The sequence below is a fragment of the Actinoplanes sp. GCM10030250 genome, assembly GCF_042666575.1.
GTDB lineage: Bacteria > Actinomycetota > Actinomycetes > Mycobacteriales > Micromonosporaceae > Actinoplanes.
Window position 1 is genome coordinate 1 of record NZ_JBHTDO010000003.1, and the last position, 12902, is coordinate 12902.

General features: G+C 70.6%; 15 protein-coding genes. 7 read left to right on the top strand and 8 right to left on the bottom strand.

The window, feature by feature from the left end:
* Positions 1–265: 265 nt before the first annotated feature.
* On the bottom strand, positions 266–1456 hold the full coding sequence (locus ACFQV6_RS05785) for a PucR family transcriptional regulator (RefSeq protein ID WP_378026278.1): 1191 nt from the start codon (positions 1454–1456) through the stop codon (positions 266–268).
* 75 nt (positions 1457–1531) lie between these two features.
* Here ACFQV6_RS05785 and ACFQV6_RS05790 point away from each other — a divergent pair, with 75 nt between their 5' ends.
* Together ACFQV6_RS05790 and ACFQV6_RS05795 are read left to right on the top strand one after the other, a co-directional pair.
* On the top strand, positions 1532–2644 hold the full coding sequence (locus ACFQV6_RS05790) for a ferredoxin reductase (protein ID WP_378026684.1): 1113 nt from the start codon (positions 1532–1534) through the stop codon (positions 2642–2644).
* Positions 2645–2758: 114 nt separating this feature from the next.
* Positions 2759–3940 (top strand): fatty acid desaturase family protein, encoded by a 1182-nt coding sequence (locus tag ACFQV6_RS05795; protein WP_378026279.1) that lies wholly within the window; start codon positions 2759–2761, stop codon positions 3938–3940.
* A gap of 169 nt (positions 3941–4109) precedes the next feature.
* Here ACFQV6_RS05795 and ACFQV6_RS05800 read toward each other — a convergent pair whose 3' ends face one another.
* From ACFQV6_RS05800 to ACFQV6_RS05815, 4 genes are all read right to left on the bottom strand, one after another.
* Positions 4110–4433: a putative quinol monooxygenase gene (locus ACFQV6_RS05800; protein ID WP_378026280.1), complete on the bottom strand. Its 324-nt coding sequence runs from the start codon at positions 4431–4433 to the stop codon at positions 4110–4112.
* Between the two features lie 86 nt (positions 4434–4519).
* The gene (locus tag ACFQV6_RS05805; protein ID WP_378026281.1) at positions 4520–5932 is read right to left on the bottom strand and encodes a 6-phospho-beta-glucosidase; all 1413 of its coding nucleotides are present in this window, start codon (positions 5930–5932) and stop codon (positions 4520–4522) included.
* Positions 5932–6996: a carbohydrate kinase family protein gene (locus tag ACFQV6_RS05810; RefSeq protein WP_378026282.1), complete on the bottom strand. Its 1065-nt coding sequence runs from the start codon at positions 6994–6996 to the stop codon at positions 5932–5934. The genes ACFQV6_RS05805 and ACFQV6_RS05810 overlap by 1 nt, the downstream gene beginning before the upstream one ends.
* Before the next feature lie 43 nt (positions 6997–7039).
* Positions 7040–7606: a hypothetical protein gene (locus ACFQV6_RS05815; protein WP_378026283.1), complete on the bottom strand. Its 567-nt coding sequence runs from the start codon at positions 7604–7606 to the stop codon at positions 7040–7042.
* Positions 7607–7677: 71 nt separating this feature from the next.
* Between ACFQV6_RS05815 and ACFQV6_RS05820 the strand changes: the two genes are divergently transcribed.
* Positions 7678–8319, top strand: coding sequence for a DinB family protein (locus ACFQV6_RS05820; RefSeq protein WP_378026284.1), 642 nt, complete (start codon positions 7678–7680; stop codon positions 8317–8319).
* Here ACFQV6_RS05820 and ACFQV6_RS05825 read toward each other — a convergent pair.
* The 3 genes from ACFQV6_RS05825 to ACFQV6_RS05835 form a co-directional block, all read right to left on the bottom strand.
* Positions 8307–8819 (bottom strand): GAF domain-containing protein, encoded by a 513-nt coding sequence (locus tag ACFQV6_RS05825; protein ID WP_378026285.1) that lies wholly within the window; start codon positions 8817–8819, stop codon positions 8307–8309. The genes ACFQV6_RS05820 and ACFQV6_RS05825 overlap by 13 nt on opposite strands.
* Entirely contained in the window at positions 8816–9088 is a 273-nt protein-coding gene (locus tag ACFQV6_RS05830) for a hypothetical protein (protein WP_378026286.1), read from the bottom strand. Before ACFQV6_RS05830 ends, ACFQV6_RS05825 begins: the two co-directional genes overlap by 4 nt.
* 126 nt (positions 9089–9214) lie before the next feature.
* Positions 9215–9763, bottom strand: coding sequence for a hypothetical protein (locus tag ACFQV6_RS05835; RefSeq protein ID WP_378026287.1), 549 nt, complete (start codon positions 9761–9763; stop codon positions 9215–9217).
* A gap of 243 nt (positions 9764–10006) precedes the next feature.
* On the opposite strand from ACFQV6_RS05835, the gene ACFQV6_RS05840 reads away from it, so the two are divergent.
* The 4 genes from ACFQV6_RS05840 to ACFQV6_RS05855 are packed head-to-tail and all read left to right on the top strand — an operon-like array spanning position 10007 to position 12883.
* Entirely contained in the window at positions 10007–10789 is a 783-nt protein-coding gene (locus ACFQV6_RS05840; protein ID WP_378026288.1) for an ABC transporter ATP-binding protein, read from the top strand.
* A gap of 53 nt (positions 10790–10842) precedes the next feature.
* On the top strand, positions 10843–11847 hold the full coding sequence (locus ACFQV6_RS05845; protein ID WP_378026289.1) for an aliphatic sulfonate ABC transporter substrate-binding protein: 1005 nt from the start codon (positions 10843–10845) through the stop codon (positions 11845–11847).
* Positions 11844–12596, top strand: a complete 753-nt coding sequence (locus tag ACFQV6_RS05850) for an ABC transporter permease (RefSeq protein WP_378026290.1) — start codon at positions 11844–11846, stop codon at positions 12594–12596. Before ACFQV6_RS05845 ends, ACFQV6_RS05850 begins: the two co-directional genes overlap by 4 nt.
* A gap of 11 nt (positions 12597–12607) precedes the next feature.
* Complete coding sequence (locus ACFQV6_RS05855; RefSeq protein ID WP_378026291.1) at positions 12608–12883, top strand: hypothetical protein; 276 nt, start codon at positions 12608–12610, stop codon at positions 12881–12883.
* The last annotated feature ends 19 nt before the right edge of the window (positions 12884–12902 follow it).

The window sequence follows — 12902 nt, forward strand, 5'->3', positions numbered from 1 at the left end:
GGGCTGGGCTGGAGGGTCGGCGTGGGGGCGCGCTTACGCCCGGCGGGCGCGCTGCGGTCTGGAGTTGCAGTGGGTCGCGTGGCTGGGCGGGACGGGATTGGTGGGTTTGGGGAGTCGACTCTCGTACGAAAAAGGAGGTTGATTTTGAAGGGTTGAGACGCGTTGATCTTGAAGGATTAGGAAGGGGGTTCGGGACGGGTTAGGAGGAGGGATCGGGGAGGGGTTAGGAAAGGGGGGTTAGGAATGGGGGGTTAGGAATGGGGGGTTAGGAAGAGGGTTCGGGGAGGGCTAGGGCGATGGTGAGGGCGAGGATCCACTCCGGGTCGCGGAGTTTGTCGCCGTAGAGTTCGCGGAGGCGGGCCATGCGGTAGCGGACGGTCTGGGGATGGACGAAGAGCTCGGTGGCGATGTCCTCGCGGCGGCCGTGGTGCAGCAGCCAGCTGCGCAGGGTTTCGATGAGTTTCGCGGCGGCGGCGCCACGTTCGCCGGCGAGGGGGGCGAGGGCGCGGGCGCGCAGGTCGGTGAGGGCGCTGCGGTCGGCGGAGACCACCACGCGGGCCAGGTGGTCCTCGGTGTCGACGACGGCGCCGGCCAGGGACGGACGGAGTTCGTGGACGCGCAGGACGCGGTCGAGGGAGGACTTCGCCTCCAGCCAGGGGCGGGCCGGGCCGATCGTGGCACCGTGGCCGGTGAGCAGGCGGGTCAGGTGCGGGCGGGTGGTGCCCTGCGGGTCAGGGATCAGGAGCAGGGTCGAACCAGGCAGATCGGGTACGGCGTCAGCAAGCTGAAGGGTCCGCGGATCGAGCAGATCGATCACCCATCGGGCCGAGCGTTCCGGCAGCATGATGGCGGTGAGGGTCTGCGGCGGGGTCCACTCGGCCTGTTCGGCGGCGGCCAGCAGCACGTGCGGCGGTTCGCCGGCGATCAGGGCCTGGGCGAGTTCCTGCAGGTGGCGCAGGTGGATCCGGCCGGAGGCGGCGAGTTCGTCGGCGTGGCCGGCGACGCTGGCGGCGGAGAGCTCGTCGATGTAGGCGAAGACGAGCTCGGCGAAGTCGGCGATGGAGGCTGCGGGCTGGCCGGTGCCGACGCTGATCGCGGCCAGCTCGCGCCAGGCGACCCGGGCACCGACCCGGTAGGCCGCGAGCAGGGCGTCGAGGCTGCGGCCTGAGCGTGCCTCACCACGACCGAGCGCGTACGCCGCCTCGAGTGCCGAGGCCAGCGGGGTGCCGGGGTCGCCTCCGGGCCGGGAGACCAGGTTGAGGAACGTGCCGAGGGCGGCCCGGACCGCCTTCTCGATCTTCTGGCCCATCTCGCCGGCGAAGGCCTCCGCGTACGCCGGGACCTCCATGGTGATCGCGGTGATGGTCTGCGCGGACACTTCGCCCAAACCATGCTTCAGCGGGTCGATCACCTCCACCGGGAGGCGGAAGGACCGGACGTCGCGCAGCTGTTTCACAAAAACTCCTTGTTTACCGCCCCGTACTTGTCCCCACCGAACAATTATGCCGTGCCCGATTCACTTCTCCTGGTCATGCCTTCTCCCTCACGACATAGCAAGCTTGGTCACGTGGCTGTTACACGGACTTTGCGCAACGGAGCCTGGCGCGTGGTCGAGCTGATCACGACGCCGGTGGTGCCCGCCGACTATCTCGACGTGATCGCGCCCCTGCGCAACCCGACAGTCCTGCGCGCCAGGATCGAGGCGGTTCGCCCCGAGACCGAGAACGCGGTCACGCTCGAGCTGCTCCCCGGCCGCAACTGGGCGCCGCACCAGCCCGGGCAGTATGTCCGGCTCGGTGTGGACATCGACGGTGTGCGGCTGTGGCGGGCCTACTCGGTGTCGAGCGCGGCCGGCCGCAAGGACGGCCGGTTCACGGTCACCGTCAACGCGGTCAAGGACGGCGTGGTCAGCGGATATCTGCGGCGGCACGCCCGCCGCGGCATGATCGTCCACCTGGACCTGCCGACCGGTGACTTCGTGCTGCCGCCGGCCTCCCCGGCGAAGGCCCTGTTCGTCACCGCGGGCAGTGGCATCACGCCGGTGATGGGGATGCTGCGCAGCGCCTTGCACTCCCTGCCCGACGTGGTCGTCGTGCATTCCGCGCGGACCCCGGCCGACGTGGTCTTCGGAGCCGAGCTGCGTGAGCTCGCCGCCGCCGGCCGGATCCGCCTGATCGAGCGGCACACCCGGGCCGACGGCCGGCTCAAGCCCGACGAGCTGGCCACCCTGGTGCCCGACCTGTTCGAGCGGGAGACCTGGGCGTGCGGGCCCGGCGAGATGCTCGACGACCTGACGACACACTGGACCGACGCGGGCGCCGCCTCGCGATTGCACGTCGAGCGGTTCCGGCCGACGGTGCTGGTCGCCGGCGACGGTGGCACGGTCACCTTCGAACGCACCGGTACGGTCGCGGAGGCCCCCGGCGGCACGTCGATCCTCGAAGCCGGTGAGGCCGCCGGGCAGCTGATGAAATCCGGCTGCCGGATGGGCATCTGCTTCAAGTGCGTGCTCCCGATGCGCGAGGGCATCGTCCGCGACCTGCGCGACGGCACGATCACCACGGCCACCGAGGTGGACGGCGCCGACGTGATCATCCAGACCTGCATCTCGGCGGCCGCCGGCCCGTGCCGGTTCGACGCCTGATCTTTCCGTCCGGGCTCTTCCGGAGCCCCTTGTGAAGCCCATTTCTGAAGCATCTTCTGAAGCCACTTCCGAAGCCCCCCTTCTGACGCCCTTTCGAGAAACTGAGGGAATCCAGTGACGACGCTGCAGCGCAAGGAAGTCAACCCGATCGCCCACCTGTCCCCCGAGGACATCGAGCAGATCGGCCGAGAGCTCGACGCCATCCGGGACGAGGTGCTCGCCGTCCGCGGCGAGAAGGACGCCGCACACATCCGCCGGATGATCGCCGTGCAGCGCCGCGTCGAGCTGGGCAGCCGCGCCCTGCTGCTCTTCTCGCTCTTCCCGCCGGCCTGGATCCTGGGCACCGCCGGCCTCTCGATCTCCAAGATCCTCGAGAACATGGAGATCGGCCACAACATCCTGCACGGCCAGTACGACTTCATGCGCGACCCGAAGATCCACTCCACGACGTGGGAGTGGGACTCGGCGTCCCCGGCCGAGCAGTGGAAGCACTCGCACAACGAGCTGCACCACAAGTACACGAACGTGATCGGCCGCGACAACGACCTCGGCTACGGCATCATGCGCGTCGACGAGCAGCAGAAGTGGGTGCCGGCGCACCTCGGGCAGCCGCTCTACAACTTCATCAACGCGTGCTTCTTCGAGTACGGCATCGCCGCCTACGACCTCGAACTGGGCCGCAACCTGAAGACCAAGAAGCGGCGCAGCAACCCGGCCTTCCGCGCCAACCTCCGCCAGGTCGGCCGCAAGATCCGACGCCAGGTGATGAAGGACTACGTCGTACACCCCGCGCTCGCGATCCCGGTCGGCTTCCTGATGGGCAACCCCCTCGGCGCCTTCCTCGGCACCCTCTCGGCGAACTTCGTGGCGAGCCTGGTCCGCAACCTGTGGAGCCACTCGGTCATCATGTGCGGCCACTTCCCGAACGGCGTCGAGACCTTCGAGCGCACGTCGATCACCGGCGAGACCCGCGGCGAGTGGTACCTGCGCCAGATGCTCGGCTCGGCCAACATCTCCGGCAGCAAGCTCATGCACATCATGACCGGCAACCTGTCCCACCAGATCGAACACCATCTCTTCCCCGATCTGCCGGCCAGCCGCTATGCGGAGATCGCCCCGAAGGTGCGGGCGCTGTTCGAGAAGTACGAGCTGAAGTACGTGACCGGCCCCCTCGTCATGCAGGTGGCGTCGGCCTGGGCGAAGGTGTTCCGGCTCGCTCTGCCGAACCGGAAGCCGCCGAAGGCCATCGACCACTCGATCCCGCCGCGTCACCCGGCTGAGGCTGCCGCGGTCTGAGGTTCGCGCATTTGAGCTGTTGGCGCGTTTGAGCTGTTGGTGCATTTGAGCTGTTTGGCGGGCGTGGGTCATGGTCTGGACAGGCTGTGGGCGCGCCCGCCTCGCTGTTCGTGGGTTCCCGGTTTCGTCCGGCGGTCAGTTTCGTCCGGCGGTCAGTTTCTTCCGGTGGTCAGTTTTCGCTCGGTGAGCTGGTGGAAGGGACGCCGAGGCCGCCGACGATGGCCAGCTCGTGGCTGTTGAACTCGCCGGTCAGCATCGGCATCGCCTTGGCGATCGCGGCCCTGGTCTCGGGCAGTTGGAGTGAGGCGTCGTGGTGGGCCTTGCTGTCCCACACCTCGCTGACGTGAATGGTCTGGTCGTCGCTTTCCGAGACGCCCACGACGTAGAGGTGACAGCCGGCCGCCCGCAACCCGTCGGCGCCGCTCACCAGGATCGCGACGACCTCGTCGCGGTGGCCTGACTTGGCCTTCATCGAGCCGAGATAGCCATACATGAGGTCGCCCCTTCGTCAGTCGTTCGTTCGCCGGGATCAGACTGCCAGGCGGGTACGACATTTTCGCTCGACGTGCGAGCGCGGGGTCAGCGCAGGTAGGCGAGGCCCGGCAGTTCGCTGCGGTACGTGTCGATCAGGCGGCGGGCGACTGGTTCCGAGGCGACGAGCGGGTGGGCGGCCATCGCGCGTACCGCTGTGGAGCGGGAGCCGGTGGTGGCGGCCTCCAGTACTCCGCGTTCGGCTGTCTTGACCGCTCTGACCAGGTCGGCCCCGTGCTCGGGCAGCGGCGCCACCCGGTGTGGTGCCGCGCCGCTGGCGTCCACCGTGCACGGCACCTCGACCACCGCCTCGTCGTCGAGCACGCCGATGGTGCCGCGGTTGCGGACGTTGAGGATCAGCGTGGCCGCCTCGTCGTGCGCCAGGGCTCGCATGACGGCCAGGGCGACCCCCTCGTACCCGGCGGGGCGGGACTCATCGTGCTCGCGCTCCCCCGCGCCGGTCAGCTCACGGTTCTCCGCCATGTACGTGGCTTCGCGCTCGCGCCAGGCCGCGAGCCAGGCCTCCAGCGGGTCACGGCCCGGGGCGGTGATCTCGGCGTAGCAGCGGTGCTGCTGCTCGAGGAGGAAAGCACCGCGGGTCTGCCGGGCGTCCCGGACAGCGGCGAGCGTCCCGGCGGGGTCGTAGTAGTAGTGCAGGTACTCGTTGGGGATCGCGCCGAGGTCACGGAGGTGGGCGGCGCCGAAGAGGCGGCCCTCCTCGATGGTTTCGAGACGGGCCTTGTCCGCCAGCAGGCCGGGAAGCAGGTCGGCACCGCCCACGCTGCCTGCTGATCCGCCCAGGCTGCTCGCGGGACGGCCCACGCCGCTCGCGAGGGTGCCGGTGTTGAGCGGGCGGACGCCGTAGAGCCAGCCCAAATGGTTGAGCCCGGCGTAGTCGACGTGCACCGTGGCGGGGTCGGCGCCGAGGGTTCGCAGTACGCGGTCGACCAGGCCGGACGGGGAGTCGCAGATGCCGATGACGCGGTCGCCGAGGTGGGTGGCCATGGCTTCGGTGACCAGGCCGGCCGGGTTGGTGAAGTTGATGGTCCAGGCGCCGGGTGCGAGGTGCGCGATGCGGGCGGCGATGTGGTGGGCCACCGGGAGGGTGCGGAGACCGTACGCGATGCCACCCGCGCCGACGGTCTCCTGGCCGAGGACGCCCGCGTCGAGGGCGACCCGCTCGTCGGTGACCCGGCCGGCCAGGCCGCCGACCCGGATGGCGCAGAACACGAACGCCGCGCCGGTGACGGCCGTGTCGAGGTCGGTGGTGGTGAGCACGGCGGGGGCACCGGGCACGTCGCGGGCCTGTGCGGCGAGCACCCGGCCGATCGCGTCGAGGCGTGCCGGGTCGACGTCGTGCAGCACCACCTCGGTGATGCCGGTGCGCCCGTGGTCGGCGAGCAGCGCCCGGTGCACGAGCGGCACCCGGAAGCCACCACCGCCGAGGATCGTCAGGCGCATCAGTGCTCGCTCTGGGCGTCGGAGAGGCGGGCGATCGTCGCTGTGGCGCGGTGGACGGCGTTGCGGCGGCCGGCCGGCATGACGTCGTCGAGGAAGCCGTAGCGGTGGGCCAGCCCGGCCTCGGTGGAGTCGTCGTGGTGGGTGGCGGCGGTGCGGCGGACGGCCTGCCACCAGTCGGCGATGTCGCCCCAGCCGGGTGCGGAGAGGGAGCCGCCGAAGTGCTGCACCGACAGGGAGGCGACCAGGTTGGCGAAGGCGATCCGGTCCGCGAGGGGCCAGCCGCCGAGGGTGCCGGTGATGAAGCCCGCGGTGAAGACGTCGCCGGCGCCGGTCGGGTCGAGGGCCTCCACCGGTACGCCGGGAGCCGCCGCCACCTCGCCCGTGCCCGAGTCGACGGCCAGGGCTCCGTCAGAACCGCAGGTCACGACGACGACCGGGACCTGCCCGGAGAGCTTGTCGAGCGCCTGCTGCGGCGAGTCGGTACGTGTGTAGCGCATAGCCTCCACCGCGTTGGGCAGGAAAGCGTGGCAGTCACCCAGCGCCGAGAGCACGTCGGACGACCACTGATCGGTGTCGTCCCACCCGACGTCCGCGAAGACCAGGGTGCCCGCCGCACGCGCCCGGTGCACCCAGCCGGTACCCGTCCCGGCCAGGCTCACGGCCGCGCTGCGAGCCGGGGGCAAGCCGTTGACCAGGCCCTCCTCGTCGGTCGGCAGCGGATGCCCGTGAGTGATCATGCTGCGGTCACGGTCGTAGGCCAGCGAGACGGTGACCGGCGAGTGCCAGTCGTCGACGCGGGTGGAGGCGGACAGGTCGATCCCCTCCTGGCGGCTGAGGACCCGATGACAGAACTCACCGTAGGCATCCGAGCTCAGCGCGGTGCCGAGCCCGGTGTGCAGGCCCAGCCGGCTCGCGGCCACGGCGAGGTTGGCGACGCCGCCGGGGCAGGAGCCCATCCCGGCCGCCCACACCTCGGTGCCGGGCTCGGGCAGCTCACGAAGGCCGGTGAAGATGACGTCGAGATACACCACCCCCGGCACGAACAGGTCGAGCTGTCCAGCCATTTGCCGATCTTACCTCCGTCCCCATAGGTCAGGTAGCGAATGATCACCGACTGTGACGCAGGTCGGCGTGGGCGGCACGCAGGGTGTCCGCCGCTCGATCGGTGCCCGGCGGGCGGGCCTCGTCGAGCAGGCGCCACGCTTCGTCCAGTGCCTGGGACAGCTCCCGGATCCGGCCGGCGTGCTGCCGCCGGACGTCCTCGCGCACCTTCTCGATCCGCCGCATCCACCCGGCCGCCGCCGACTCACCCTCCCCCCGGCCCGGATCGGACCGCGGCGCCGGCACCGAAGCGGCGTCCCCAGCCCAAGAACCGTGCACCGAAGGCGGCAGCTCCGAACGAGGCCCGCGCCTCGACGGCGGCAGCTCCGAACGAGGAGCCGGCGACAAACTCGGCGGCTCCGGACGGGGAGCAGGCGACAAACTCGGCGGCGCCGGACCGGCACCCAGCACGTCCCCCGGCGGCACGATCGCCGCGATCGGCCGCCCACCCTCCATCACGACGGTCACCTGGCCCGTCAGCCCCGTCACCCGGACAAGTTGCTGGAATCGCAGCCGCGCCTCGGCGACGGAGAGCTCGAGGCGGCGGCGGATCGGTGCTGCTGGTTCTCCCATACCGCGATGATGCCGCCTGCCTACGACATTTTTCGGCGGCGCCGACCCCCGCCGGTCACTAGGGTGCCGGAATGACTTCTCCCGGACCGGTCACCGCATCCGACGTACGCACCGCGGTCGCCCTGGCGCTGGACGCCCTCGAGCAGGCAACTGACCTCGATTGGCAGGTGCCCGCGGCTGATCTGAACTGGACTGTCTGGGAGACCGTCGAGCATATTGCGGACGACCTTTTCGCGTACGCGGGACAGCTCTCCCCGGAGCGGGAGCCACTTACCTCGTACGTCCCCTTTGCCTGGACCCGGCGCCCGGACGGCCCGGCGCTGACCGTCTGGGTGAAACCGGAGGACGGCGTAGCCGGACTTCTGCAGGTCCTGGACGCCTCCGGCGGCCTGCTCGCCGCGCTCGTGGAGATCCGCCCGCCGCATCGCCGCGGTTTCCACCCGTTCGGTGTCTCCGACCCGGAGGGTTTCGCCGCGATGGGCCTCGTCGAGGTCCTGGCCCACATGCACGACGTCGCCGGCGCCCTCGGCCTGACCTGGCAGCCCCCGGCGGATCTCTGCGACCGGGTGTTGTGGCGGCTGTTTCCGGACGCGCCCCGCGACGGTGACCGATGGGCGGTGCTGCTGTGGGCGACCGGCCGCGGCACGCTGCCAGGCCGTGGCCGTTTGAAGAGCTGGCGATGGTACGGCGAAACCCGCCCTCAGCAGCGATAAGCGTCGAGCAACCGCATCGACTTCTCCGCACCATCGGTGATCACGGCGAGGTCCACATCGGTGAAGATCCGCGGACGGGTGTCGACAACACAGTGCGCACCCAGTACGTAGCCACCCTCGCCCAGCAGCGGCACTCCGAGATAGCTGCGCAGTCCCGAGGTCTGCAGGAACGGGTTCCCCGAGTGGCGCGGATCGGAGAGGCCGTCGGTGACGCAGTAGGGCTCGCCGGCCAGCACGGTGTGCGTGCACATGGCCCACTCCGCGGGCGTTCCCCGCGCCTCGGCGACCCAGGCCAGAGCGGCGGTGCCGTGCGAGCCGAGGATGAACTGGGAGCTGTCCAGCAGTACGGAGACCAGAGCCACCGGCGCGTCGAGGAGGCTGGCGCTGCGCTGGGCGACGGCGTCGAGGCTGGTACGCAGGTCGGCGTTGTGCAGGTCGTAGCCGGCGAGGATGCGCATTCGGGAGGGATCTCCGAGGCGTTCGAAGAGGTCGATGATCATGTTCGGCCACCAGCCAGGGAGTGGGGTGCGCAGAGGTAGGTGTGTGCGCTGAGGCGGATCTGCAGCGCCAGGGCGCACAGTCGGGTGGTGGGGTCGGCTGTCGCCATCACTGTCAGTAGTCGCTCCAAGGCGTACCCCTGTGCCGGTCCTGCCGACTGCTCAAGCTGTTCCCACACTTGAGGGCCAGCTTCGCCGTGTATCCGGTGGATCGCGGTCCGGGCGTCGTCGACGGTTGGGCGTGACAGCCCGTAGAGTGCTGCGTCGTTCATGAAGGCTCCCCGGGCTCGGTGGATCTCCTTCGGCTGCGGCCCCTCATCACACTGCACCCGTACTCATCCCGTCGGCATGGGCTCGCGGGGTCTGAGGTTCTGCCGGGGCCGAGGAGGACTCCCCGTTCACCGGGCGGTTCCGGGGCTGCCGGTCGGGGACGTCCGGGCCGTTGGTGACGTCGGGGCCGTTGGTGACGTTCGGGCCGTTGGTGGGTGCCGGGCCGGCATTCTGCGGGCCGGGCGGGGGCGTGCCGCCGTTCCGCCGGGCGCCCAGGTGATCGGTGGGGTGATGCGGAGACGGCGCAGGACCGGCAGGAACGGATCCCCGAAGGTCCGCGCCGCCGTGTTCAGCAGCAGCGCCGCCGCGACCATGCCGACCGCCGGCATCCCGATGAGCAGCGCCACCACCGAGCCCACCAGTCCCAGCCACACCATCACGCGAAGTCCGACGTCAGCGACCGGGATGCCGCTCGGCCGTTCCCGGGTCCAGATCGGCAGAAACGACGACGCCAGTGCTAGCGCCACGGCTCCGAGCACCGCGGCCGCCACGAGGAAAGCCTGCGGCCAGTGGAAGTGCCGTCCGAGCGCATAACCACCGGAGAGGACGACGCCGAACCAGACCTTCATCAGCGCCCAGCGCCCGAACCGGACCGCCAGGTCATCGCTCGTCGTCATGAGGGCCCCCACCCGCGAAGTCTTCGCCCAGGCTACCGAAAGCGGCCGCCCCGGCCCCGGCAAAATCCGCACCGGCCGGCCGTCAGTGCTCCCTCAGCCGCGGCAAGGCAGCACTGAGCGCCAGCCGGCGGGAGGCACCGCGGAGCGCCGCCCATACGTTCGATCATGATGGATCCGAACCAGCACGGCGACCCCTTCACAAGCTCTAGTAAACCGGTAGGAAAACTGGGTAAGCTGCGCGCCATGAGCGCCGTACCCCTGCTTCTCTCCGGCGTCGGCAAGGAGTTCACCGCGAGTGGCCGCCGGCGCACCGTCCTGGCGGGCGTCGACCTGGAGGTCGCCGCCGGCGAGGTGGTGGCACTGCTGGGACCGTCGGGCTGCGGCAAGTCGACTCTGCTGCGGCTGGCCGGTGGGCTGGACACACCGACTTCGGGAACGGTACGGGTGGACGGCCGCGAAGTCACCGGAATCGAACCCCGGTGTGCCGTCGTCTTCCAGGAGCCCCGCCTCCTGCCATGGCGGACCATCGAGCGCAATGTCGCGTACGGGCTGCCCCGCGGAACAACCGGCGACCGCGCCCGCGAAGAGGTGGCCCACTGGCTCTCCGTCGTCGGTCTTGCCGACTTCGGCAGGCACCGCCCCCGGCAGGTCTCCGGCGGCATGGCCCAGCGGGCCGCCCTGGCGCGCGCCCTCGCCCGGCGGCCCGGCGTGCTGCTGCTCGACGAGCCGTTCGCGGCGCTGGACGCCCTGACCCGCCTGCGCATGCAGGACCTGCTCGCCGAGGTGCAGCGGGAGGCCGGCACCACCGTGCTGCTGGTGACCCACGACGTGGACGAGGCCCTGCACCTGGCCGACCGGGTGGTGCTGCTCGGTTCGGCCGAGCCGGGCGGACCGGCCGCCGTCAGCTCGGTCCTCGAGGTCCCCGGCGACCGGCCCCGGGACCGTGGCGACGCCGGCCTCGCCGCGCTGCGCGTCTCACTCCTCGCTGAACTGGGCGTGCGCACGCCGAGCTCGATCCCCTCGTAAAAACCGACACCGATCCCCTCGTAAGAAGCGAAAGCGGAAGGAACCACCCCGATATGAGGATCATGCGCGCCGTGCTCGCGGCGGCCGCCGCCACTGCCCTGCTGGCCGGATGCGTGCAGGGCGAGGACGCCCCCGCCGAGACGGCCGGCGGCGGCAAGGCGGTGTCGCTGCGACTGGACTACGCCTACTACAACCCGGCCAGCCTCGTCCTGCGCGAGCAGAAGTGGCTGGAGACCGACCTGGCGGCGCAGGGCGTCACGGTGAGCTGGCAGCTCTCGGCGGGCAGCAACAAGGCGAACGAGGCGCTGCGGGCCGAAGCGATCGACGTCGGTTCGACGGCGGGTGCGGCGGCCCTGGTGGCGCGGGCGAACGGGGCGCCGATCAAGACGATCGACGTGTTCAGCCAGCCGGAATGGGCGGCGATCGTGGTGCCGAAGGACTCGGCGATTGCGGACGTTGCCGGGCTCAAGGGCAAGAAGATCGCGGCGACGAAGGGTACGGACCCGTACTTCTTCCTGCTCCAGGCACTCGACGAAGCGGGGCTCAAGCCGGCCGACGTGACCGTGACGAACCTGCAGCACGCCGACGGCAAGACCGCCCTGGAGCGCGGGGACGTCGACGCGTGGGCCGGGCTCGACCCGCTGATGGCCACCTCCGAACTGGACGCCGGCTCCAAGCTGATCTACCGCAACGTGGCGTTCAACTCCTACGGCGTACTCAACGCGCGGGAGGCGTTCCTGGCCGAGCACCCCGAGCTGGCCCAGGCGGTGGTGAACGCGTACGAGAAGGCTCGTCAGTGGATCAAGGACAAGCCGGCCGAGGCGGTGGCCCTCTACGCCCGGGAGGCGAGGATCTCCGAGCAGGTCGCGAAGAAGGTGCTGACCGAGCGGACCCGCCTCGACGTCGACCCGGTCCCCGGCGACGCGCAGCGTGGTGTCTTCGAGAAGATCCTGCCGGTCCTGGTCGCCGACGCGAACGTCAAGAGCGAGGCGGACGCCCGTACCGCGATCGACTCCCTCTTCGAGCCGAAGTACGCCACCGCGCGGAGTGTTTCGTGACCCTGCCCCGGTTCCGCCTGGTCGGGGTGCTTCTCCCGCTGGCGTTGCTGGTCACATGGCAGCTCGCGGCCTCGGCCGGGATCTACTCGGCGGCCCAGCTGCCGCCGCCCGGCGAGGTGGTGTCCGCGCTCGGCGAGCTGATCCGGCGCGGCGAGCTCTGGCACCACCTGGCGATCAGCACGCAGCGGGTGCTGATCGGTTTCGCCGCGGGCTCGGCGCTCGGGCTGGCCCTCGGCGGGCTGGTCGGCCTGTCCCGCACGGCGAGCGACGCGCTGTCGCCGACCGTGCAGGCGATCCGGGCGGTGCCGTCGCTGGCCTGGGTGCCGCTGCTGCTGCTCTGGCTGGGCATCGGCGAGACCCCGAAGATCGTGCTGGTGGCGATCGGGGCGTTCTTCCCGGTCTACACGACGGTGTCGGCGGCCCTCGCGCACATCGATCCGCACCTGGTGGAGGTCGGGCGGGCGTACGGTCGCACCGGCGTCCACCTGCTCGGGACGGTCCTGTTCCCGGCCGCCACCCCGGCGATCCTGTCGGGGCTGCGGCTCGGCCTGGCGCAGGGGTGGCTGTTCCTCGTGGCGGCGGAGCTCATCGCCTCCTCGATGGGGCTGGGCTTCCTGTTGATCGACAGTCAGAACACCGGCCGTACGGATGTCATGCTCCTGGCCATCATCCTGCTGGCCGTGCTCGGAAAGCTCAGCGACACGGTCCTCGGCCTGGGCGAGGGGCGCCTGCTGGCAGCCCGCAGGTGATACTGCACATCGTGGATCTACTTCTGGTGGCGATCGTGGAGATGGCGGACGGGCACGCCGAGGCGGGCCGCCGCTACGAGGATGCTGTCCTGGCCCTGCTGGAACGGCACGGCGGGAGGCTCGAACGGCGCCTGCGGGAGTCCGGCGGCACCGAGGTCCACGTGATCAGGTTCGCCGGCCGCGACGGCCTCGACTCGTTCATGGCCGACCCCGGGCGGCTGGCGCTGCGTGCCGAACTCGGCGACGCGGCACCGGCCACCCGGGTTCTCGAGGTCCGCGACATCTGACCACGATCCGGACCATCCC